The 22,890-nt window shown below is 51.7% G+C and carries 26 protein-coding genes and 1 tRNA gene; 11 read left to right on the top strand and 16 right to left on the bottom strand.

The features are described 5' to 3' along the window. Positions 1 to 18 precede the first annotated feature (18 nt). The 7 genes from ahcY to rpsU form a co-directional block, all read right to left on the bottom strand. Positions 19 to 1,311 carry an adenosylhomocysteinase gene (gene ahcY / locus Q9L42_RS04900; RefSeq protein ID WP_305909544.1) on the bottom strand — a complete coding sequence of 431 codons (1,293 nt, stop codon included), beginning with the start codon at positions 1,309 to 1,311 and terminating at the stop codon, positions 19 to 21. A gap of 21 nt (positions 1,312 to 1,332) precedes the next feature. Further along, entirely contained in the window at positions 1,333 to 2,493 is a 1,161-nt protein-coding gene (gene metK / locus Q9L42_RS04895; RefSeq protein WP_305909545.1) for a methionine adenosyltransferase, read from the bottom strand. A gap of 68 nt (positions 2,494 to 2,561) precedes the next feature. Next, a tRNA-Ile gene (locus Q9L42_RS04890) sits at positions 2,562 to 2,638 on the bottom strand. Between the two features lie 32 nt (positions 2,639 to 2,670). After that, on the bottom strand, positions 2,671 to 4,470 hold the full coding sequence (rpoD, locus tag Q9L42_RS04885; RefSeq protein WP_349432127.1) for an RNA polymerase sigma factor RpoD: 1,800 nt from the start codon (positions 4,468 to 4,470) through the stop codon (positions 2,671 to 2,673). Positions 4,471 to 4,548: 78 nt separating this feature from the next. Next, a complete protein-coding gene (gene dnaG / locus Q9L42_RS04880; protein ID WP_305909548.1) occupies positions 4,549 to 6,273 on the bottom strand; it encodes a DNA primase in 1,725 nt (574 codons plus the stop codon). Positions 6,274 to 6,292: 19 nt separating this feature from the next. Next, positions 6,293 to 6,742 carry a GatB/YqeY domain-containing protein gene (locus Q9L42_RS04875; RefSeq protein ID WP_305909549.1) on the bottom strand — a complete coding sequence of 150 codons (450 nt, stop codon included), beginning with the start codon at positions 6,740 to 6,742 and terminating at the stop codon, positions 6,293 to 6,295. A gap of 20 nt (positions 6,743 to 6,762) precedes the next feature. Continuing rightward, positions 6,763 to 6,996, bottom strand: a complete 234-nt coding sequence (rpsU, locus tag Q9L42_RS04870) for a 30S ribosomal protein S21 (RefSeq protein ID WP_305909550.1) — start codon at positions 6,994 to 6,996, stop codon at positions 6,763 to 6,765. 101 nt (positions 6,997 to 7,097) lie between these two features. Here rpsU and tsaD point away from each other — a divergent pair, with 101 nt between their 5' ends. Next, positions 7,098 to 8,111, top strand: a complete 1,014-nt coding sequence (tsaD, locus tag Q9L42_RS04865) for a tRNA (adenosine(37)-N6)-threonylcarbamoyltransferase complex transferase subunit TsaD (RefSeq protein WP_305909551.1) — start codon at positions 7,098 to 7,100, stop codon at positions 8,109 to 8,111. Positions 8,112 to 8,168: 57 nt separating this feature from the next. Here tsaD and plsY read toward each other — a convergent pair whose 3' ends face one another. Next, on the bottom strand, positions 8,169 to 8,741 hold the full coding sequence (gene plsY, locus Q9L42_RS04860; protein WP_349432124.1) for a glycerol-3-phosphate 1-O-acyltransferase PlsY: 573 nt from the start codon (positions 8,739 to 8,741) through the stop codon (positions 8,169 to 8,171). Between the two features lie 85 nt (positions 8,742 to 8,826). Here plsY and folB point away from each other — a divergent pair, with 85 nt between their 5' ends. Beyond that, positions 8,827 to 9,180: a dihydroneopterin aldolase gene (gene folB / locus Q9L42_RS04855; RefSeq protein WP_305909552.1), complete on the top strand. Its 354-nt coding sequence runs from the start codon at positions 8,827 to 8,829 to the stop codon at positions 9,178 to 9,180. Positions 9,181 to 9,183: 3 nt separating this feature from the next. Continuing rightward, a complete protein-coding gene (folK, locus tag Q9L42_RS04850) occupies positions 9,184 to 9,675 on the top strand; it encodes a 2-amino-4-hydroxy-6-hydroxymethyldihydropteridine diphosphokinase (RefSeq protein WP_305909553.1) in 492 nt (163 codons plus the stop codon). On the opposite strand, the gene Q9L42_RS04845 is transcribed toward folK, so the two are convergent. Then, positions 9,664 to 10,395, bottom strand: a complete 732-nt coding sequence (locus tag Q9L42_RS04845) for a pteridine reductase (RefSeq protein WP_349432121.1) — start codon at positions 10,393 to 10,395, stop codon at positions 9,664 to 9,666. The two genes, folK and Q9L42_RS04845, sit on opposite strands and share 12 nt — an antisense overlap. Before the next feature lie 11 nt (positions 10,396 to 10,406). Between Q9L42_RS04845 and Q9L42_RS04840 the strand changes: the two genes are divergently transcribed. Then, entirely contained in the window at positions 10,407 to 11,009 is a 603-nt protein-coding gene (locus Q9L42_RS04840; RefSeq protein WP_349432119.1) for an arylesterase, read from the top strand. Positions 11,010 to 11,016: 7 nt separating this feature from the next. Here the strand turns inward: Q9L42_RS04840 and tatC are convergent, their stop codons facing one another. The 4 genes from tatC to Q9L42_RS04820 are packed head-to-tail and all read right to left on the bottom strand — an operon-like array spanning position 11,017 to position 12,662. Then, a complete protein-coding gene (gene tatC, locus Q9L42_RS04835; protein WP_305909556.1) occupies positions 11,017 to 11,775 on the bottom strand; it encodes a twin-arginine translocase subunit TatC in 759 nt (252 codons plus the stop codon). A 9-nt stretch (positions 11,776 to 11,784) separates the two neighbouring features. Continuing rightward, on the bottom strand, positions 11,785 to 12,099 hold the full coding sequence (tatB, locus tag Q9L42_RS04830; RefSeq protein ID WP_305909557.1) for a Sec-independent protein translocase protein TatB: 315 nt from the start codon (positions 12,097 to 12,099) through the stop codon (positions 11,785 to 11,787). 8 nt (positions 12,100 to 12,107) lie between these two features. Next, on the bottom strand, positions 12,108 to 12,326 hold the full coding sequence (locus Q9L42_RS04825; protein WP_305909558.1) for a Sec-independent protein translocase subunit TatA: 219 nt from the start codon (positions 12,324 to 12,326) through the stop codon (positions 12,108 to 12,110). Positions 12,327 to 12,344: 18 nt separating this feature from the next. Then, complete coding sequence (locus Q9L42_RS04820; RefSeq protein ID WP_349432116.1) at positions 12,345 to 12,662, bottom strand: phosphoribosyl-ATP diphosphatase; 318 nt, start codon at positions 12,660 to 12,662, stop codon at positions 12,345 to 12,347. Positions 12,663 to 13,024: 362 nt separating this feature from the next. Between Q9L42_RS04820 and Q9L42_RS04815 the strand changes: the two genes are divergently transcribed. From Q9L42_RS04815 to Q9L42_RS04800, 4 genes are read left to right on the top strand one after another with little or no spacing between them, the layout of a single operon-like run. Continuing rightward, positions 13,025 to 13,384, top strand: coding sequence for a hypothetical protein (locus Q9L42_RS04815; RefSeq protein WP_349432115.1), 360 nt, complete (start codon positions 13,025 to 13,027; stop codon positions 13,382 to 13,384). 16 nt (positions 13,385 to 13,400) lie between these two features. Continuing rightward, the gene (locus tag Q9L42_RS04810) at positions 13,401 to 14,612 is read left to right on the top strand and encodes a TonB-dependent receptor (RefSeq protein WP_349432735.1); all 1,212 of its coding nucleotides are present in this window, start codon (positions 13,401 to 13,403) and stop codon (positions 14,610 to 14,612) included. Positions 14,613 to 14,642: 30 nt separating this feature from the next. Further along, positions 14,643 to 17,522, top strand: coding sequence for a bifunctional diguanylate cyclase/phosphodiesterase (locus tag Q9L42_RS04805; RefSeq protein WP_305909561.1), 2,880 nt, complete (start codon positions 14,643 to 14,645; stop codon positions 17,520 to 17,522). Continuing rightward, the gene (locus Q9L42_RS04800) at positions 17,519 to 18,529 is read left to right on the top strand and encodes a terpene synthase family protein (protein ID WP_305909562.1); all 1,011 of its coding nucleotides are present in this window, start codon (positions 17,519 to 17,521) and stop codon (positions 18,527 to 18,529) included. Before Q9L42_RS04805 ends, Q9L42_RS04800 begins: the two co-directional genes overlap by 4 nt. 6 nt (positions 18,530 to 18,535) lie before the next feature. Here the strand turns inward: Q9L42_RS04800 and Q9L42_RS04795 are convergent, their stop codons facing one another. Further along, positions 18,536 to 18,988, bottom strand: coding sequence for an HIT domain-containing protein (locus tag Q9L42_RS04795; RefSeq protein WP_305909563.1), 453 nt, complete (start codon positions 18,986 to 18,988; stop codon positions 18,536 to 18,538). A 9-nt stretch (positions 18,989 to 18,997) separates the two neighbouring features. Then, positions 18,998 to 19,594 (bottom strand): EF-hand domain-containing protein, encoded by a 597-nt coding sequence (locus tag Q9L42_RS04790; protein ID WP_305909564.1) that lies wholly within the window; start codon positions 19,592 to 19,594, stop codon positions 18,998 to 19,000. A 166-nt stretch (positions 19,595 to 19,760) separates the two neighbouring features. Here Q9L42_RS04790 and Q9L42_RS04785 point away from each other — a divergent pair, with 166 nt between their 5' ends. Further along, positions 19,761 to 20,723 carry a M23 family metallopeptidase gene (locus Q9L42_RS04785; RefSeq protein WP_305909565.1) on the top strand — a complete coding sequence of 321 codons (963 nt, stop codon included), beginning with the start codon at positions 19,761 to 19,763 and terminating at the stop codon, positions 20,721 to 20,723. 6 nt (positions 20,724 to 20,729) lie between these two features. Here Q9L42_RS04785 and crp read toward each other — a convergent pair whose 3' ends face one another. Continuing rightward, a complete protein-coding gene (gene crp, locus Q9L42_RS04780; RefSeq protein WP_305909566.1) occupies positions 20,730 to 21,383 on the bottom strand; it encodes a cAMP-activated global transcriptional regulator CRP in 654 nt (217 codons plus the stop codon). A gap of 121 nt (positions 21,384 to 21,504) precedes the next feature. On the opposite strand from crp, the gene Q9L42_RS04775 reads away from it, so the two are divergent. Together Q9L42_RS04775 and speD are read left to right on the top strand one after the other, a co-directional pair. Continuing rightward, complete coding sequence (locus Q9L42_RS04775) at positions 21,505 to 21,921, top strand: OsmC family protein (RefSeq protein WP_305909567.1); 417 nt, start codon at positions 21,505 to 21,507, stop codon at positions 21,919 to 21,921. 5 nt (positions 21,922 to 21,926) lie between these two features. After that, on the top strand, positions 21,927 to 22,706 hold the full coding sequence (gene speD / locus Q9L42_RS04770; protein ID WP_349432111.1) for an adenosylmethionine decarboxylase: 780 nt from the start codon (positions 21,927 to 21,929) through the stop codon (positions 22,704 to 22,706). Positions 22,707 to 22,890: the final 184 nt, after the last annotated feature.

The following is a 22,890-nucleotide window of genomic DNA, read 5'->3' as shown; positions in this document are numbered from 1 at the left end:
AACGATTATCGCAACGGATCAATAACGGTAATGATCCGGCTTATAAGGGCCTTCTACAGGCAAATTCAGATAGTCCGATTGTTCCTGAGTCAACTCGGTCAGCTTTACGCCCAATTGCATCAAATGGGATCGCGCTACTTTTTCATCCAATTTTTTCGGTAACACATAGACCTTGTTTTCGTAGTTGTCGGCGTTATTCCACAACTCGATTTGAGCCAACACCTGGTTACAGAAGGAATTGGACATGACGAAGCTAGGGTGGCCGGTAGCGCAACCCAGATTGACCAAGCGCCCTTCCGCTAGCACGATCAGTCTTTTGCCGTCAGGAAAGATCACATGATCGACCTGCGGCTTGATGTTCTCCCAAGTATATTGGCGTAATGCGGCAATCTCGATTTCCGAATCGAAATGGCCGATGTTGCAGATAATGGCCTGGTCTTTCATCGCCTTCATATGCTCATGGGAAATGACCTTGCAATTGCCAGTCGCGGTCACGAAGATGCTGGCGACCGGCGCCGCCTCTTCCATCGTCACGACGCGATAGCCTTCCATCGCCGCCTGCAGCGCGCAGATCGGATCGATTTCGGTAATCCAGACTGTCGCTCCCAGCCCACGCAGCGACTGTGCGCAGCCCTTGCCGACATCGCCATAACCGCAGACCACGGCGATCTTGCCGGCGATCATCACATCGGTCGCCCGTTTGATGCCGTCGACCAGCGATTCGCGGCAGCCATACAAGTTATCGAACTTGGACTTGGTCACCGAATCGTTGACATTGAAGGCCGGCACTTGCAACGAACCTTTCTTGACCATTTCATACAGGCGCAAGACACCGGTGGTGGTTTCTTCCGACAAGCCTTTGACATCGGCCATCAACTCGGGAAATTTTTCATGCATCATCACCGTCAAGTCGCCGCCATCATCCAAAATCATGTTAGGACGCCAGCCGTCCGAACCGATGATGGTTTGTTCGATGCACCATTCCGCCTCGTCTTCCGTTTCACCTTTCCAGGCGAAAACCGGAATGCCCGCCGCCGCCATCGCCGCCGCCGCGTGATCCTGAGTCGAAAAAATATTGCAGGAAGACCATCTGACTTCCGCGCCTAAGGCCGTCAGGGTCTCGATCAGCACCGCGGTCTGAATGGTCATATGCAGACAACCGGCGATGCGCGCGCCTTTCAACGGTTGCTGCGCGCCATATTCTTCCCGTAACGCCATCAATCCTGGCATTTCCGTTTCGGCAATGCTAATTTCCTTGCGACCCCATTCCGCCAACGCAATATCGGCGACTTTATAATCTTGTGTACTCATGCTTTCCGTCCTGATGTGATGTTAAAGACCGGCCCAATCTTTGATGGCCTCGACTTTATCGGTTTTTTCCCAGCTGAATGACGCCTCGGTGCGGCCGAAATGGCCGTATGCCGCCGTGGGACGGTAAATCGGTTTCAACAAACCGAGCTGTGCAATCAATCCTTTCGGTCTCAGATCAAAATGTTCTCTGATGATCTCCACCAGCTTATCTTCATCGATCTTGCCGGTGCCGAAGGTCTCGACGCTGATCGACGTCGGTTCGGCCACGCCGATTGCATAGGAGACTTGGATTTCGCAACGCTCCGCCAAGCCGGCCGCAACGATGTTTTTCGCCACATATCTGGCCATATAAGCGGCGGAGCGATCGACCTTGGAAGGATCTTTACCGGAAAATGCACCGCCGCCGTGTCTGGCCATGCCGCCATAGGTGTCGACGATGATTTTACGCCCGGTCAAGCCGCAGTCGCCGACAGGGCCGCCGATGATGAACTGGCCAGTCGGGTTGATGAAATATTTGGTATCGGCATGCAACCATTCTTTAGGCAGTGTCGGCAAGATGATTTCGTCCATGATCGCCTCTTCCAATAACTTACCGCCGATCTCCGGGGAATGTTGAGTCGACAAGACGACCGCATCGATAGCGACCGGTTTGTTATCTTCGTAACGGAAGGTAATCTGACTCTTGGCGTCGGGACGCAGCCAAGGCAGGGTGCCATTTTTACGAATTTGCGCTTGACGCTCGACCAGTCTGTGCGAATAAGTAATCGGCGCCGGCATGAAAACATCGGTCTCATTGGTGGCATAACCGAACATCAAACCCTGGTCGCCGGCGCCTTGTTCGTGATCTTCCTTATCGTCGACCCCCATCGCGATATCGGGGGACTGTTTGCCTATCGCATTCAACACCGCGCAAGTCTTACCGTCAAAGCCGATGTCGCCATGATCATAACCAATTTCGCAAACCACATTACGGACCAATTCTTCGGTATCGACCCAGGCTTCGGTGGTGATTTCACCCGCTAGGATGACCATTCCCGTCTTGACCATCGTCTCACAGGCAACCCTGGACTTAGGATCTTGCGCTAACAAAGCATCCACTATCGCATCAGAAATTTGATCGGCAACCTTGTCGGGATGCCCTTCAGATACCGACTCCGACGTAAAAATGAAATTATTACTCACTGTGATTTCCTCATGACTGAATCTTACAGATATGCAAAAGGCCGCGTTCGCGGCCTTTTTTTAAATAATGGTGGGCCCTCCCAGACTCGAACTGGGGACCTGCCGATTATGAGTCGGATGCTCTAACCAACTGAGCTAAGGGCCCTTAAAAACTGATCACCAATTCTTTTGGCGCCATCAATCTCCATCCAAAAAACATCTCAATTGCTCTGAACGAGAAGGATGTCTCAGTTTTCTTAACGCTTTGGCTTCAATCTGACGTATCCTTTCCCGGGTGACATCAAACTGCTTACCCACTTCTTCCAAAGTGTGGTCGGTATTCATATTGATACCGAAACGCATACGCAACACCTTGGCTTCCCGCGCCGTTAAACCGGCCAGTACATTCTGGGTCGATTCACGCAGACCGGAAATTGTAGCAGATTCTACCGGAGATAACACCTTGGCGTCTTCAATAAAATCGCCTAAATGCGAATCTTCATCGTCACCGATCGGCGTTTCCATCGAAATCGGCTCTTTGGCGATTTTCAGTACCTTGCGCACCTTGTCTTCCGGCATCTCCATACGCTCGGCCAATTCCTCCGGCGTCGCCTCCCTGCCCAGCTCCTGCAGAATTTGCCGCGAAACCCGGTTCAGCTTGTTGATAGTCTCAATCATATGCACCGGAATACGAATCGTTCTTGCCTGATCCGCTATCGAGCGGGTAATCGCCTGCCTAATCCACCAAGTGGCGTAGGTGGAAAATTTATAACCCCGCCGATATTCAAACTTATCCACGGCCTTCATCAAGCCGATATTGCCTTCCTGAATCAAATCTAGAAACTGCAGGCCGCGGTTGGTATATTTTTTTGCAATCGAAATCACCAGCCTTAGGTTGGCTTCGATCATTTCCTTCTTAGCGCGTCGGGCCTTTGCCTCGCCGATCGAAATACGGCGATTGATATCCTTGATGGCGGCGATACTCATACCATGACTTTTCTCGATTTCAGCCAGTTCGCTTTGCGCCGCTCTGATTTCATCCTCATGTTCGCGCAATACGCCGGCATAACGTTGCCCATCATCCAGATACCGGTCTAACCATGCCGAACTCGCTTCGTTTTTAGTAAACGAATGGATGAAGTCTTTTTTCGGCATTCTCGCCTTTTTGACGCAAATGTTCAGAATAGTCTTTTCTTTTTCCCGAATCTGGGCAGTCACATGGGAAGCGGCATTAGCCATTTTCTTCAGGTATTGTGGCGTCCACTTAAACTCGGCAAAACACTGAGCCATCTCGGTGAATAATTGCTCGGTTTTATCATGCTCATAGCCATTTTTACGGATGGATTCTAGAATTTTCTGTTGAACGGACCTCAGGACATCGACCTTCTCTTTAACTTCGTCGTAATCGAGAGCCTTATTATTGTCGCTCTCTTCCGCCTCATCCGCCGATGCATCCAACTCTTCCGGCTCGCTCAAATCGGCAAACCCGGACATCATATCCGTCAGGCGAACGCCGGAATCTTCCTCCAGGACCGCGTCGAATGACTGTAAAAACGAGTCGACGATAAAGCCGGAACGGGACAATCCTTCGATGATCTGCTGTTGACCGTATTCAATGCGTTTGGCAATTTTCAGCTCTTCTTCCCGAGTCAACAACTCCACCGACCCCATTTCCCGCATGTACATGCGCACGGGATCTGTGGTGCGGCCAAACTCGCTGTCGACCGACGCCAATGCGGCGACTTCTTCGACATCCTCATCGTCATCATCGGTACTGACCGCGGCATCCGCGCCGATCAAAGAATCGTCATCATCAGGCGCCACTTCATGGACCTGAATTCCCATATCATTAATCATGCCGATGATATCTTCGATCTGATCGGGATCGACAATATCACTAGGCAAATGATCGTTCACTTCTGCATAAGTCAGGTAACCTTGTTGCTTACCTTTCGCGATCAGTTGTTTAAGTTGGGATTGCTGTTGTTCTTGATTCATTCTACACTCACAAAATACCTTCAGCACCAAGCATTGCTGAACAGGACATTATAGCACTAAAAATACAAATACGGCTAATTACAGTTTATTGCTCAATAATTTTCGCAACACCTCTTTTTCTTGCGTCGTCAATCCTTCCCGCCTTTCTTTCGCTAACAGTTGTTCCAAACCACTCTCACGAGCCTGCACCACCAATCGTTCAAGGGCGCCTTTAAATTCCGCCTCTTCATCAGGAATCGATAACTCCAGATTTGCCAAGGCTCGCACGGTTTTTTCCTGCGCCGTTCCTCGATAAAGCTCTAGCAATATCGCCGCATTTTCAGGCCGTTTGACCGTAATAATCTGAAAAATATCCCTCAAGAAATCAATCCCCGGAAAACTAAGCATATCCCAGTCGAGATTTCGCTCCTCCAAGATCTCGACCAGATCAGGATTTTGCACCAGCAGAGCAATCAGCACGCGCAGCGGCGAAAGCCTTAACCCCTCTCGCCGCTTACCGCTACCGGCATTACCATTAAGTGTAGCCAGATTTGACGAAACGTCCAGCCCGGGCGAACCGCTTAATTCCCGCAGCCGGGCAAACATCATTTCCTTAAAAAAACCGGTCGGCAATTTTTCCAGATAAGGCTTGGCCGCGGTCAGCAGCTGCGCACGCCCCTCCATCGCACCCAGATCCACAGATTGACTCAGATGATCGAAAAAATAATCCGATAAAGCCTGAGCCCCATCGACACGCGCCACAAAGCCATCCACACCTTCCGCCCTGACCAGCGTATCCGGATCATGCCCCTGGGGCAACAACATAATCCTGACCTGTCGCCCATCGCGCAAACAAGGAAACGCCGACTCCACGGCTCGCCAGGCCGCCTGCCGGCCTGCGTTATCGCCGTCGAAACAGAACACCAATTCGGAGCTGAAGCGAAACAGCAAGTCCATGTGCGCCTGTGAAGTCGCGGTCCCCAGCGCCGCCACTGCATAGCCGATGCCAAACTGCGCCAACGCAATGACATCCATATAACCCTCGACGACCAAAATGCGCGACGGCTTGCTGTCTTTCGCCAGCAATTCGGCGAGCCCGTATACCTCGCGGCCTTTTGAAAACACCGCGGTTTCCGGCGAATTGAGATATTTCGGCACAGAATCATCCATCACCCTGCCGCCGAAGCCGATGATGCGCTGACGCCTGTCCCGAATCGGGAACATCAAGCGCCCACGAAAGCGATCATAAACTTTTCCAGCGTCATTGCTGGCCAACAAACCGGCCGCCATCAATTGCTTGCGATCAAAGCGCGACAACAGCGCATCCCAACGTTTTGGCGCATAACCCAGCGCAAAATCCCTGGCCAGCTCGCCGCTAACCCCACGCCCCTTCAGATAATTCACAGCCTCCCGACCTTCGCTAGTCGCGCGCAGTTGTTCACGATAAAAAGCCGCAACTTGTTCCAATAAATGATATACGTCGGACAATTCCTGCTTATCAGAGCCGCCCTTATGCGAGATCGCCTCGCGCGGCACCTCGACACCGACAAAGGAGGCCAGATCCTCGACCGCTTCGACGAAATCAAGATGATTGTAGTCCATCAGAAAACTAATGGCGTCACCGCCGACGCCGCAGCCAAAGCAATGATAAAGCTGTTTTTTACGACTGACGGAGAAACTAGGCGTTTTTTCGTTGTGAAAGGGACAGCGGGCAACGAAATTGCTGCCGGACTTTTTCAGGGGGACATGCGAATCGATCAGATCAACTATATCGACCCGCACCAGGAGATCATTTATGAATTCACGAGGAATGCTTCCGGACATAGCACCGGATGATAACAGACTATGCAGTGAGCACAGCCTTGATTTTGGCGCTCACCACCGACATATCTGCACGCCCTTGCATTTGCGGCTTCAACAAGCCCATCACCTTGCCCATATCCTTGATCGATTCGGCGCCGGCATCGGCCACGGCTTGCGCAACTAATGCCTCAATTTCTTCATCGCTCAGCGCTTGCGGCAGGAAGTCCTGAATTACCAGGATCTCCGATTCCTCCTGTTCGGCAAGATCGTCCCGACCCGCATCGCGGTACTGCCTGATCGATTCGCGGCGCTGCTTCAGCATCTTATCCAAAACAGCGATCACGCGATCATTATCCAGCTCGACCCGCTCGTCGACCTCGATTTGTTTAATTGCCGCCAGGATCATGCGAATCACGCCCAACCTGCTCTTATTTCCGGCCTTCATCGCGGTCTTCATATCGTCCTTGATACGATCTTTCAACAATTCCATCTCAGTTGCACCTGAATTCATTAGAATTGTGGACGACCACGACGCAGATTTTTCAATGCATAACGCTCGCGCGCCAGTTTTTTCAGATGACGCTTAACGGCCGCGGCGCCCTTGCGCTTACGCTCTGCCGTTGGTTTTTCATAGAACTCACGACGTCTGACTTCCGACAGCACACCTGCCTTTTCGCAAGCACGTTTGAAGCGACGAATCGCGATATCAAAAGGTTCGTTTTCTTTAACTTTTACTGCTGGCATATAATGACCCGATTGTATGTTAATATTTCATATTGCTGGGCCGATAGACCCAAAAGAGAACTCCCAATTATACCCAACAAAATCTCTATATTCAAAACTTAATGTATATATTAGGCATCGAAACTTCCTGCGACGAAACCGGCGTCGCCATCTACCACTCCAAACTCGGATTAATCGCCGATGTTTTATACAGCCAGGTTTCGATGCATAGCGACTATGGCGGCGTGGTGCCGGAGCTGGCCTCCCGCGACCATATACGCAAGCTTTCGCCGCTGATCAAACAATGCCTGCACGATAGCCAATTAACATCCGCCAACATAGACGGCATCGCTTACACCGCCGGCCCGGGACTGATGGGCGCCTTGTTGGTTGGCGCCACCACCGCCCGCAGCCTGGCCTGGACCTGGCGAGTACCCGCCGTCGCCGTCCATCACATGGAGGGCCACCTGTTGGCGCCGATGCTGGAAAATAACCCGCCGCAGTTTCCTTTTGTCGCGCTATTGATTTCCGGCGGCCATACAATGTTGGTCAAAGTCGACGCCATAGGCCGCTATACGCTGCTCGGAGAATCTCTGGACGATGCGGCTGGCGAAGCCTTCGATAAGACCGCCAAGATGCTGGAGCTCGGTTACCCGGGCGGACCGAAACTAGCGAAGCTAGCCGAACAAGGCCAGGAGCGCTTCCATTTCCCCCGTCCGATGACCGACCGCCCCGGCCTAGATTTCAGCTTTAGCGGCTTAAAAACATTCACGATGAACACCCTGCGCGGCACCGAACAAACCCTCCAGGACAAGGCCGATATCGCCTATGCCTTTCAGAAAGCGACCGCCGAAACGCTGACCATCAAATGCAAACGCGCCTTGCGCCAAACCGGCCTGAAAAGCTTGGTCGTGGCCGGCGGCGTCAGCGCCAACAAAGCGATCCGCGCCCATCTCCAGGAAATGACGGCTCAAGAAGGCGCACAACTACACTTCCCCAGGCTGGAATTTTGCACCGACAACGGCGCAATGATCGCCTACGCCGGCTGCCAGCGCCTGCTGGCAGGACAACATGAAGACCTGCAGATTTTCGCCCGACCGCGCTGGCCTATAGACGAACTGTTAACCGTCGCTTAAATGCCTGCAGACCGAACGGCGGCTACCCTTGCCGCCGCCTAGTATTTTGGAATATTTTTAGCGTTCCTCCCCGACCAACAGCCGCTGAATATTGCTTTTATGTCGCCACAACAGAATGATGGAAATGAGCACAAAGGTCACCACCAAATTCACATCGCCGACAATCAAAAAGACATAAAGCGGCGTCAGCGTGGCGGCGACCAATGCCGCCAACGAAGAAATTCCGCCTACCTTATAGACGATAAACCAGGTGGCCGACACCACAATCCCCAGAAGCCAAGTGACCCCCAATGTTACGCCAAAGGACGTCGCAACACCCTTCCCCCCTTTAAAACCGAAAAACAGCGGGTATAAATGACCGAGAAAAGCCGCAAACACGACACAAGATAACAGCAAGCTATCCACGTTCATCGCCTTGGCGACCAATACCGGAACCAGCCCTTTTAAGGCATCGCCTAGCAAGGTAATCGCGGCCGCCTTCTTGCCGCCGATACGCATGACATTGGTGGCGCCGGGGTTGCCCGAGCCTTGCTCTCGCGGATCCTCTAACCCCATCAATCGACACACGATAATCGCGCTGGATACCGACCCAAACAAATATGCGCCCGGCACAAGCAACCACTGAATCATTTTTTAGCCCCCGTAAAACTTGTTTCTCAGCATCGTTTACCCGATACTGTTGCTTTTAACACTATATGATAACCGGATTATTATAATGGACATCATCTTTTTAGGCGGCCTGGAAATTGACACGGTCATAGGCATCTATGATTGGGAAAGAAGAGTCAAACAAACTATCGTACTGGATATCGAAATGGCATTCGACATAAGCAAGGCCGCCGAAACCGATGACATCGCTCACACCCTCGATTATAAGGCTGTTTCCGACCGGGTCGTCGAGTTTGTCGAACAAAGCGAGTTTTTTCTGGTCGAAACTTTAATTGAACGAGTCGCCACTATTTTGCGACAGGAATTCGACATTCCATGGCTAAGAATCGTGCTGAATAAAAGAGGAGCGATCAGCCGCGCCAAAGATGTCGGCATTATCATCGAACGAGGCGAAAAGTAGACTATGACCATCGGCTATATCAGCATCGGTAGCAATATTGATAAGGAAAAAAACATTCCTTCGAGCCTCGTTGCGTTAAAAAAACAATTCGGCGACATCATCGTTTCAAGCCTCTACGAAACGGCTCCGGTCGGTTTCAGCGGCGACAACTTCTACAACCTGATCGTCCGCTTCGAGTCTAAGCTGGAAGCCAAACAGGTCGCCAAGATTCTGCATCAGATTGAGCTGGATCATGGCCGTAGCCGCGATAGCCAAAAATTCTCCGCCCGCACCTTGGATCTCGATCTGATCCTTTATGGCGACCAGGTTATCAACGACGGACGCCTGCGCGTACCCCGCGACGAGATCGAACGCTATGCTTTCGTGCTGGAGCCCCTGGCCGAGATCGCCGGCGAGGAACGCCACCCCGTCAGCGGAAAAAGCTACCGCCAATTATGGGAAGAGTTTGACAAGAGCAGCCTGAAACAGCAAAGAATCACGCCTTCAACAGAATAGCGTTCTGCCGCCGTCAACAGCAATAATCTGGCCGGTGATATAATCCGCCTCATCAATCAAGAAACGCACCGCCCGGGCGATGTCCAACGGGTCGCCGCAACGCTGCAGCGCCACTCTTTGCAGGATGTCGGCCTTGGTTTGCTCGGTGATCTCGTGCTCCGGCCATAATATCGCGCCCGGGGCGACGCCGTTGACCCGGACATCCGGACCCAACTCCTTAGCCAAGGAGCGCGTCAGCGTCGCCAGACCACCTTTGGAGATGCTGTATAGCGGATAACTTTTCAAGCCCCTTTCGGCGTGTATATCGATAATGTTGACGATGCAGCCGCGCTTCGCTCGCAAAGACGGCAACAAGGCCTGCGCCAGAAAAAAAGGCGCCTTCAGATTGCTGCCCAGCAGCACTTCCCAGTCCTGCTCCGTCGCCTCATCCACCGCCCCCGAATAAAATGACGAGGCATTATTGACCAACACATCGATGCCTTGCCAAGCCTGTTCCGCCGTTTCCGCCAGCCTCTTAACCTCCTGCATCTCCAACAGATCGGCTTGGATCGTGATCGCCGACCCGGCTCTTTGCCGATTCAATTCGCCACATAGGAACTCCGCTTGACGCTCGGAAGATCTATAATGTAAACAAATATTATAACCCTCGGCATGCAGCAGGCGCGCACAGGTCGCACCTATGCGCCTGGCCGCGCCGGTAATTAAAACATTTTTAACCATAGAACATCCTCATGAAACCCATTTTATTCGCCTGCTTTTTGATGCTGCTGTTCGGCTGCGAACAACCACCGCAACTGAATAAATTGCCGACGGAAGCCGTCATCTTAGCCTTTGGCGACAGCCTGACTTACGGCACCGGCGCATCCCCGCAACGCAATTATCCCAGCGTCCTCAGCCAGCTGACCGGGCTGCAGGTGATTAACGCCGGCATCCCCGGCGAAATCAGCCGCAACGGCCGCAAACGCCTGCCCGACATACTGGACAAACAGCAGCCGGATTTGTTGATTTTGATTCATGGCGGCAACGACATACTCAGAAAAATCCCCCCTCAACAAACCCAGGAAAATATTCGCCAAATGATCGAGGAAGCCAACCGCAGAAATATCGATGTCGTGCTCTTCGGCGTGCCAAGACCGGGTTTAATCATGATGAGCAGCGCGGCGCTATATCAGCAGATTGCCGAAAATCAGGCCGTCGTCCATGACCTGAACACACTGCCGGAGATCCTCGGAGACCCTGCGCTGAAATCGGACATGATTCATCCCAACGACCGGGGCTATCGTATTATCGCGGAAAACGTGTATCGTTTATTGCAGCAACAAGGCGCTCTGTAAAGTGTGATTAATCTTCGACCTCGTCGTGATCCACCTGTCTGACGAAAAAACGCGAGAACAACAGTCCGACCTCAAACAGCAGCCAGATTGGCAAGGCCAGCAGCGTCTGCGAAATCGCATCCGGCGGCGTCAGCAACATACCGACAATAAAGGCGCCGACGATCACATAAGGCCGTTTTTCGGCCAGACTGGCCGGCGATGTCAACCCGGACCAAACCAGCAGAATGGTGAAAATTGGCACTTCAAAGGCCAAGCCGAAGGCGAAGAACAGGGTCAATACGAAATCGAGATACTTGGCGATATCGGTCATCACCGCGACCCCCGCCGGCGCCGCCGCGGTCAAAAAGCCAAACACCAGCGGAAATACGACAAAATAGGCAAAAGCAATGCCCAAATAGAAAAGCACGGTGCTGGCAATCAACAGCGGCAAGATCAGGCGCTTCTCATGCCGATATAGGCCGGGCGCGACAAATGCCCAAAGTTGATAGAGAATCACCGGCATCGATGCAAACACCGAAGCCACCAGGGCCAACTTGAACGGGGTAAAAAATGGCGACGCCACATCGATGGCGATCATGCTGCTGTTTTCCGGCAAATGTATCAACAAAGGGCCGGACAAATAAGCGTAGATTTCATTGGCGAACGGCGCCGCCCCCAAGAACACCACCAACACGAACAAGACGACGCGCAACAAGCGGTTACGCAACTCGACTAAATGGCTGATGAAAGGCTGTTCCTCGCCCGGTTCGGATTCAAGCTGATTCATGCGCCCCAATCAATCATTTGGTTTATCTTTTTTATCCGCTTCGACCACCGAATTGACGGCGGAATCGACCTCCTTCAGCGCGTCTTTACCATCCTCCAGCACCTCATGAACCTCGTCCATAGGATTGTGCTGCCGCAACATCTGGCGCATTTCCTCGGCCTGTAGTTCCTCCTTGATTTCGGCCTTCACCGAAGCCACCATGTTACGGGTCTTGCCTACCCAGAAACCGGCGATACGCGCCGCCTTTGGCAACCTTTCCGGCCCGATGACCAGTAAGCTGATCAGCCCGACCAGGCACAACTCCCAAAACCCGATATCAAACATAGCCGGTCCTAGACCTTGTCTTTCTCTTTCGAAGACACTTCACCTTCCAAAGTCTCACCGTCATTTTCAGTAATGTTTTTCTTGTCTTCGGCGCCGTCTTTCATCGCGCCTTTAAAGCCCTTGATCGCCCCACCGAGGTCGGCGCCGATATTCTTCAAGCGCTTGGTGCCGAACAAGACGACGACTATCGCCAAGATAATCAACAACTGCGTCACACTAATGCCCATTTTTTTACTCCTGAATCGTTATTTATCGCGCTGGGCTTTTTCCTCTAAACCCGACAACCCAAAACGACGTTGCAATTCCCGCAATACATCATCCGGCCCCAAGCCTTGATCAGCCAGCATCACCATACTATGAAACCAGAGATCGGCCGTTTCGTATACGATCTGGTCTTTATCCCCCCCCTTAGCGGCAATCACCGTTTCAGTGGCTTCTTCCCCAACTTTTTTTAAAATATGATCCAACCCTTTCGCATAGAGACTGGCGACATAAGACTGATCGGCCGACTCCTGTTTGCGTTGCTCCAGAACTTGAGCCAACTGCTGCAATATTTCACTCATTTTCTACCCTAAGATTGTCAGCACCGTAACCCTATCTTGAGACACATGTTCGATAAAGCCGATACTGAATGATTAAAAAATTATACTCCATTTTAGGTAATAGTTATGAATTATACATGACATAGTTTTAACGCCGAGCGAGTTGCTTAGTAAGCACTCGCTTTTAGCGAGCGAACCGTTAGCTCCGCCCGTCGATCAAAATCAAAAAGCAATGGACTCACCATCAATCGATTCAGCTATGGAAGGTTTGCCAAATCGTCCGATCGTGTCTATATTTAGACGCCATGAGGCGCTTTCTATCATTACCCGACTGCAAACATCACCGATTTTTTAGGTTTTGTGTCTCATCATTTTTAGCCGCCATGGTGGTAATGCTGCCATGCCCGGGAACTGCCGGCGCAGACACAACGGTTGTTCCTTACAGCCTAAGCAAGCAATCCAATCAGTTTAGCCGCGAAGATTTACGCGAGATATTCTTTGGTCGGCGCACCCGTTGGCCTGATGGAACAACGCTCAGAGTCTATGTATTACCCGACCAGCACCCTGTGCATGTCCGTTTCGCCAAGGAAGTCTTGGGCGTTTATCCATACCAACTGCGTTCCGCCTGGGACCGAATGATTTATTCCGGCACCGGGACTGCGCCGATTGTCATAGACACCGTCGAACAAATGCAAACAGTCATCAAACAAACGCCCGGCGCGATTGGATACATCGAACAATAGGAGGCTGAACTTGTCCATGAAAAACATCCCATTACGCCGTCACACCGCCTCAGTCGCTATTTTAATCGGCGCCATGCTTAGTTATGCCCAGCCTTCTTCGGCGTTGGAGCTAGGCCTAGGCGATTGGCAAGCCCATGGTTTTGTCAGTCAAGGTTATACATTAACGTCCAAATACAACGCCTTCGGTCAAAGCCGATCCGGAGGAAGCCTGGACTTCACCGAGATTGGCGTCAACCTTCTAGGGCATCTGCAGCCCAACCTATTGATTGCCGCGCAAGGCATGTACCGGAATGCTGGCGGCTCCGACCGGGAAGATTTTCGCCTGGACTACGCCAATCTTGATTATCACATGATGCTAGACCCACAAGCGACTATCGGCGTTAGGTTAGGGCGAGTCAAGAATCCATTCGGTTTATACAACGACACTCGCGATGTCGTATGGACACGCCCGGGCGTATTTGTGCCGCAATCCGTTTATTTCGATTCGCTGGCCCTGCGTCAGCCAATGATCTCTTCCGATGGCGGCTTGTTTTATGGTCGCTATGCGGTCGGCGATCATGCATTCACCAGCGAACTGGTAATCTCCGAACCACTGGATAATAGCGGCGGCGCCACCGAGTTTTTAACGGGCGTTCCCAATGCCCAAGGCGATATGGGCGGCCGTCCGATGTTCGTCGGCCGCATGGGGTACGAATGGCAGGAAGGGCGCTTTCGCCTGTTATTCAGCGTCGTCGATCTCGACCGGGACTTTAATTCATCGACGCCCGGCATCGCCTCCGGTAACATCAAGGCATTTTATCCGCTGGCATCGGTGCAACTAAATTTAGAGGACTGGACCTTCACCGGCGAATACGGCCAGGTAACCGCAGAGCGCAGCGGCTTCGTCAACGACGAAAACACCTCGGAAAGCTTCTATGTCCAAACCGAATACCGCTTTATGCCGAACTGGTCCGCATTATTACGCTATGACAGTTTCACCTTTGATATCGACGATAGGGGGGGCGACCACAATGCGGAAAAATTCAACTTACCCCAACATAGCTTTTATGCGCGCGACCTAACCGTCGGTCTACGCTGGGAATTTACCCGCAATTGGCAATTGCTATCGGAATATCATTCGGTCTGGGGCACGGCCTGGCTTTCACCCCAAGACAACCCCGATTTGAGCCAGCGCACCGGCCCCGAACGTTGGGACATGTTTGCACTGATGCTGTCGTTCCGTTTTTAAGGCTGAAACAGCAGGGAGATTATCGACGGCATGCGCCATCAGAAAGCAGAACAACACAAACAGAGCTTCATCGGGCTGCGCTGGCAAAGCTATTTATGGCTTAGCCTGTTGTTGTTGTGCATGTGTACTGCGTTTTTCGCCCTGAACTATCATGCCTTGATGGAACAATTCCATGCACGGCAACAAGCAGAAATTAATTCGCTGCGCCACCACATCAAGGGACTTTTTAGCGGTAGCTCAGACCGTCTCATTCGCCTGGGCGGGGCGCTGGCGACGATGAACGACCTGGGCGAGACATTAAAGACCAACAAGCCCAGCCAAATACAGTCGACAGCCTCACATTACGCGAGTCTGGGCTATGAGCTGGATCTGAGGCGCATAGCGCTTTATAGCTCTAACGCCACTCTTGTTAGCCGCTGGGCTCAATTCGGCAGCGAACAGCTGTCCGCAAAGATTTATCAGCAAGCCATCGATAAGGTACAACAACAGGAAAGGCCGGTCACCCTGTTAAATTGCCAGCCTCTTTGCCTGCTCCACGCCTTTGTTCCGGTCCTGGCCGGTGGGAAAAATGTCGGCGTGATAGCGCTGGGACAATCGATCGCCGATTTCATTATCGGCTTTAAACAAGCCACCGGCGTGGACATTGCATTGGCGATACCGGCCGATGACCAACACAGACTTCAACTGTCCAACTGGGGTGCTAAGATACCTGCCTTGACCGATGCGGCCAAATTGATGCCGCTATTGCGACACTTATCCGAACACACTCCGGAGCCGAAGAAATTCGATCAAGGGCAAATCATCGAGTGGCATGGCGCTCATTATGATGTGCATAGCCTGCCGTTAAACGACATCATCTCCGGGCAACCGGGCTTCATCCTGTTGATCTCCGATGTCAGCCAACGTTTCCATGATATCGAACAAGCCTTGCGTCAGGGCATGCTGGTGACGCTAGGCAGCCTAATCGCCGCCGAATTAATCCTGTTTGCGCTGATCAGCGCGCCATTGCGCCGCCTTAGCCGTTTAACCTTGACTCTGCCGTTACTGGCGGAAGGGGCTTATGATCAAGCGCGCCAATACTTCTCTTCGCAACGTAAAAAAGCAAGATTTCAAGATGAAATCGATTTTTTATATGACAGCGCCGTGCAATTATCCCATCAACTGGAACAGAACAGCCTGTCTCTGGCGAGCAAGAACAAAGAACTCGCCGAAGAACGCGATTTCATTCAGGGCTTACTGGCTTCGGCACAGGTGCTTGTTGTCACTCAAACCAAGGAAGGCCACATTCGGGTCGGCAACAATTTTGTGTCTCAACTCACCGGTTATCATCCCGGTCAGCTTCATGGCAAGCGCTTTGTCGACCTTATCTCCGATAGCGAAAGCAGAGAGGAAATACGCCGCAAACTACAGAAATTGTTCAACAGCGGACGCCCTCAAATGGAACATGAGCACGAACTGAATTGCCAAGATGGCGAACGGCGCAAAATAGCCTGGGTGCATACGCCATTACAAGAGGAATATAGCGACGGCAGCGCATTGCTATCGGTCGGAATGGACATCACCGAGCGGGTAAAGGCCGAATCCAGAATGCGCTGGCTGGCCAATCACGATCCATTGACCTCGCTAGTCAATCGTCATCGTTTCATCGAGGATTTGAGCCACACCTATGATGAAGTCAGCAGAATCGGAAACAGCGCCGCCTTGCTAGTTTTCGATCTGGATCATTTCAAGGAAATCAATGACACTAGCGGACATGCGGCCGGTGATGCGCTGCTCAAAATGATCGCCGACGAATTGAGAAGCCGGGCGCGCAAATCTGATATCGTGGCCCGATTAGGCGGCGACGAATTCGCCATGTTGATGCCGCAAACCGACCGCTACGGAGCCGAGACCTTCGCCAAGCAATTGAATGAGCGCCTCGCCGGCACGCCTTTTATCTATGACGAAAAACGCTATCGGGTCGGCGCCAGCATCGGCATCGCCTTCTTGCCTGAACACGGCGCTACCGTTCAGGAAGTCATCGCCAATGCCGATCTCGCGATGTTCGAGGCGAAACGGGCCGGCCGTTCGCGAGCCCGGGTTTTTTCTTATGAATTACAACAGTCGCAAGCGCTGACGGAAAACGTCTACTGGAAGGACACGCTGCTGCGCGCCATGGAAAATGAACAGTTGTTTTTTTATTTTCAACCGATAGTCGCTGCGAAAACCGGGCAAATAGTCTATACCGAGGCGCTATTGCGCTTGAAAATGTCTGACGGCAGGATCGTGACGCCCGGCGAGTTTTTGCCATCGGCGGAACGAGCCGGCTTGAACTATGCCCTGGACTGCTATGTCGTTAAGGCGGCCTTGAAAATTCTGTCCGCCAATCCAGACAAAAAACTTTCCATCAATATTTCCACCGCGGCGCTTAACGACTCAGGCTGGACCGAAGCACTGATCGAAGCGGTCCATCAACAAAGACTGTCGCCGGAGCATATGATTTTCGAAATTACCGAAACAGCCGTCATCTCAGACATGGAAAAGGCCAAACAAATCGTCGAAGAATTGACATCGCTAGGCTTTCGCTTTGCCGTCGATGACTTCGGCGCCGGCTTCAGTTCCTTATATTATCTAAAACACTTATCGGTGGAATATGTGAAAATCGACCAATCGCTGATCAAAGACCTTATCAACGATGGCGAGGACAAGGACTTCGTGCGCGCGATTATCTCGATGATCCATGTCTACGGCAAGAAAGTGGTCGGCGAAGGCGTCGAGAACGCGGCCATCCTCGAAATATTAACAAGCATGGACGTGGATTTAGTGCAGGGCTTCCAAATCGGACGACCCGCCGAACATTGGCCAGCTGCGCCGACCGACAATGAAGATCTCAATCCCAAAACATTCAACCATTCTATTGATAGACTATGACTGATAACTTCACCATTCCCGCAATTTACTGCCCATTTCCGTCCGCCATCAGCCCCCACGCCGATGCAATACAGCAACATACGCTAGCTTGGGTGCGGGAATTTGATCTTGCCGTCGAGGAAAAAGCCTGGCGCCGATTGCAAGCCTCGAAATTCGGTCGACTTGCGGCCAGAGCCTACCCGGATGCTCCGCTGGACCGTCTCGAAATCGTTTCCGACTGGAATACCTGGTTGTTTGTGCTCGATGACCAGTGCGACGAATGGGGACTGGGCAAGGATCCGCGCCAGCTGACTGTCTTGCATAACCGCTGCCTGGAAGTCTTATCCGGAAGTCAGCCCAATAGCCAAGACGCCTCACTAATTTACGCCATTTATGATATTCGCAAGCGTATCACTCCGTTAATGCCACTCGCCTGGCAAACGCGTTTTATCAAAAGCGCCGCCGAATATTTCGAGTCGACGGAATGGGAAGCCGATAACCGTCAACACAATACCTGGCCAGATGCCGATAGTTATATAAGAATGCGTCCCTACACCGGCGGACTGTTAACGGATATCGACCTGGTTGAACTAACAGAATCGATCACACTGCCGCTAGCGGTACGCAAACATCCCTGCATCCAGGAGCTCATCGACATCACCAACGATGTCGTTTGTTGGTCCAATGACATTATTTCCTTGCACAAGGAAAAAATGCATCACGATATGCACAATCTGGCATTAATTTTCCATCATCATCAGTCCATCGATCTACAAACAGCGATCGAACAGGTCAATGAACTGATCGGCGATAAGGTACGACGTTTCATGGAGCTGGAACAATCCTTACCTTGTTTCGGAGAAGGCATTGATGCGGATATCGCCCATTTCGTCGGCGTGATGCGCGCCTGGATGCGCGGAAACCTGGACTGGTCCTTCGAATCCGGCCGTTACCTACAGGATGAATCACAGACAGTCCAGGGAGACGATCGCTACGCCGATGAAGAGCGGCTGTTGAATTCGCTCTGAACCGAATTAATCATCGGCGCCTAAATGAAAATGCAGGTAAGCGACATCCTGCTTGTCCGGCCCATTACTCCAAAGCCGATAATCGGATAGCTGACGGGACTGAATGATGGTTGCCAGCGCGGTGAACAGATCGCAGATGTAACTCATGTCTTCGCTGCCAAGCTCACCGATGTTTTTAATGTCTTTTTTCGGCACGAACATATAATGAGTCTTGAACCTAGGTCGTGGATGCTCGAAAACCAGCGTCTTATCGGTTTCTAAAATCACATTAGGAATCAAGCGAGGCGCTTTACGCACGATCACAGAGGCGAAAAGACCGGCGATTTGATTGGCATCCCAGCCGCGCGCGCTCAGATGCAGGCTAGCCAGACGCCTGGGTCGGGTATCGGTGAATAAGATGCGCCCGACCCCCAATCCGGCCACAAACACCAATAAAGTCCAGATAAAGATCATACTCATAAGCCCTGTTCATCTTCGCTTGAAAGCGCGCAAATGTCCTTGCCATTCGTCGCTGCTGATCACCTTATCGCCATCGCTATCCAGCTTTTCGAACCAGCGCCCGATCAATTCGGCATGCTCTTCAGCATCGACCGCACCATCCCGGTTATTATCGATGCTCTCCAACAATCGCTCCTTGTCGGCCAAATGAGCTTGTCCATATTCCTCCTGATCCAGTCGGCCGTCCTGGTTTTTGTCCAAGCCATTAAAACGCCGCTCGGCTTGTTTGGCCGCATGATCGATAAACTCCTGCTTGCTGACGACGCCATCCCGGTCGAAATCCATTTTAACGTGTTTCTTTTGCCGCCAATTTTTTAGCCTCTCGATCGAATAGCGTTTCAACTCGTCGATGCTGACATCGCCGTCTTCGTTGCCATCCATGCTTAGATAGCGCTGCTGCATGGCGCCATTGAACTCCGCTTCGCTGACGACTCCATCGCCGTTGCCGTCAAAACGCTTCAGAACATCGGCGCTGTTAATGTCTTTTCCGCCGCTGTCCGGCTCGGCGATAACGCCCTCGGCAAACGTCAGCGCCAGTAGGATGCAGGCTAGCAAATGTTTGTTCATGATCTTGCTCCGGTTAAGAAATATACAAAAAGCACTGAGCATGTATGCCGTATCGCGTGAAAAGCCACTACGGCAATTCGTTTTGGCCGGCACGGCATGCTTCACCGCATCGCTTATAATCTACTATTATAAATAGCATCGACATGTGACAGGTAAAAAACAGATCGTGGCAATAGCACGAAAACACATTAATCCGGCGCGACTCATTGTTCTGCTGTTGTTATCGTTCACGACAACGACATCAGCCAAGAAGCTTTATAAATATCAGGATGCCGAGGGCCTTTGGCACTACAGCGATAAAAAACCGGCCGAAGGGCAGTCCTTTGAAAGCAGACAACTGAAAGCGGAACCGAAAAGACATGTCTGGTTGGAAAAAACCGGTGAGGCCCATCGACCGGCGTTTTTCATACGCAACACCTACCACGGCCCGGTCGAGGTCGAAGTCAAATTCATCGATCAACAAAACGCCGTCGCCGACCCGCCGTTGCCGCGCCGCTTCGTTGTCGAATCCGGACGCTCCGCCACCTTATTCCGCGTCGCCGGCGCCAATCGCAAACAGTCCTGGCAATTTCAGCTGGCATATCGCTATACCATCGGCAGTCCATTCGCCGAACAACAAGTGGACGCCGTCTATCTTCCGCCTGTTGCAGCCGGCAGCCGCTTTCTGATCACCCAGGCCTTTGATGGCCCTTACAGCCATCAGGACGGACAGAACCGTTATGCGGTCGATATCGCCATGCCGAAAGACACCCCGGTTCACGCAGCCCGCGCCGGCGTGGTCATGGATGTTGAAGATGATTATTTTAACAGCGGCGCCGAACAAGCCTTTAAAAGTCGGGCCAACAGCATCCGAATCTTGCATGAGGACGGTTCGATGGCGGTTTACGCCCACCTGGCCCTAGAAAAAGCCCAGGTCTATCCGGGCATGGCCGTAGAGGCGGGACAATTGATCGGCTATTCCGGCAACACCGGCTTTACCACCGGACCGCATTTACATTTCGCGATTCAGGTCAACAAAGGCATGAGCTTAAGTTCGGTGCCGTTTGCTTTTATCGATGAGCATGGCGGAAGGTTGCGGCCGCAGGCGGGCATGTGGCTGAGAGGATTAGGCTCCAGAATCAGTCGTTAAGGGCCGTCAACGGGTGCCGAACACGACAATGGTTTTACCGTGGGCGCTGATCAAGCCTTTGTCTTCCAGCTCTTTCAACACCCGTCCGGCCATTTCCCTAGAACAACCGACGATACGACCGATTTCCTGCCGGGTGATATAAATCTGCATGCCGTCCGGATGGGTAATGGCGTCGGGTTCCTTGGCTAAATCCAGTAATGTCCTGGCTATACGGCCTTCGACATCCATAAACGCTAGGTCGCGATATTTGCGGCTGGTGATCAAGAGCCGGGAAGAAATCTGCTCACCGAGCATCGCCAAGATGTCGGGCGCATAATCACGCAGTTCCCTTTTTAGCGATTGGTTGAAACGGTCATAGGAAATTTCCGCCAGTTGACACCTAGAACGCGTCTTAACGGTGACGGTTCTAACCTCCGGGCCTTTGAAAACACCGACTTCGCCGATAAATTCATTCTTGTTAAGATAGGCCAATATCAATTCCCGTCCTTCTTCGTCCTCGACGCTGACGCTGACCGAACCGGAGACGATGAACAACAATTTATCACCGACATCTCCGGGACGAATAATCGTGACTTTGGCGGGGTAAGATCGCGTGTGGCAAAGCCTCAGAAATTGCTCCAGCGCTTCCTGGTGTATCATTTTGTCTGTAATGAGTGCCATGGCAGTAATCTTCCTGTCCTTATGGGGTAATTTGATATCGTACCATGCAGGATTTTTATGAAAAAATCAATAAAATCTATGAAGTCGTTGTAGAATCTGCAATTTGTCTAAGAGGAATCTAATGGAAGCAAAAATCAAATGGGTTGATGGCCGCATGTTTGTCGGCGAAACAGGCAGTGGGCACGCGATCGTGATGGACGGACCGCCGGATCATGGCGGTAGAAACATGGGCATCCGTCCGATGGAAATGATGCTATTGGGCCTGGGTGGCTGCTCGTCTTTTGATGTGGTGGAAATTCTACAGAAAGGCCGGCACGATGTCAGCGATTGCACGACCGAAGTCTCCGGAGAGCGAGTTGACGCGATCCCCAGCGTGTTCAGTAAAATTCATCTGCACTTTAAAGTCGTCGGCAAAGGTCTGAAGGCATCCGCGGTGGAAAGGGCGGTGAAATTATCCGCCGAGAAATATTGCTCGGCGGCGATAATGTTGGGAAAATCAGTCGATATCACCCACAGTTTTGAAGTGCTTGAAGGTTAACGGTCTTGAATAAGTTAAAATTATATGGTTTCAATAATCTCACTAAATCCCTGAGCTTCAACATCTATGATGTCTGTTATGCGCCGGAAAAAAAACAGCAGGCCTATATCGAATATATCGATGAAGCCTATAATGCCGATCGCCTGACCCAGATTCTGAAAGATGTTGCCGAAATCATTGGCGCCCAAATCCTGAACATCGCCCATCAGGATTATGAACCGCAAGGCGCCAGCGTGACGATGCTGATCGCCGAGGATGAGGTGATCCCCTCCGGGATGCATTCCGAGTCTCCGGGACCTTTGCCGGAAACCGTGCTCGCGCATCTGGATAAGAGCCACATCACCGTCCATACTTATCCCGAGAGTCATCCGGATAATGGCATCAGCACCTTTCGCGCCGATATAGACGTGTCGACCTGTGGCCAAATATCACCACTGAAAGCCTTGAATTATCTGATTCACAGCTTCGAGTCCGACATCGTCACGATGGACTATCGAGTGCGCGGCTTTACCCGGGATATCGCCGGCAACAAACATTATATCGATCACGAGATCAATTCGATTCAAAACTATATTGCCGAAGACACCAAAGAGTTGTATCAGATGATCGATGTCAATGTGTATCAGGAAAATATCTTTCACACCAAGATGATGTTGAAAGAAACGGAGCTGGAAAATTATCTGTTTGAGAAAGAGAGCAACTTAAGCATCGAAGACAGACTGAAAATCCAGAATCAGTTACAGATGGAAATGGCGGAAATTTTTTACGGAAGAAATTTCAGCTAAATTAAGATGGGCATTAAGGCCACTATCGAGCCTTCAGTGTTAAAGTCTGAGCGGATAAGCAGACTAGTACTCAGTCATGTTATATATGATGGGTACTCGAAAGGCGCCAGCCATTCCCGGTTTGAGCATTTTTGCTGTATTTAGGGCATGGAGGTGTGTCTGTCGAGGAGCGCTGTTCACCCAG

This window comes from Methylomarinum sp. Ch1-1 (assembly GCF_030717995.2).
Taxonomy (GTDB): Bacteria; Pseudomonadota; Gammaproteobacteria; order Methylococcales; family Methylomonadaceae; genus Methylomarinum; species Methylomarinum roseum.
Note: the sequence above shows the minus strand (reverse complement) of the source record. Positions and strands in the feature narration are given on the sequence as shown.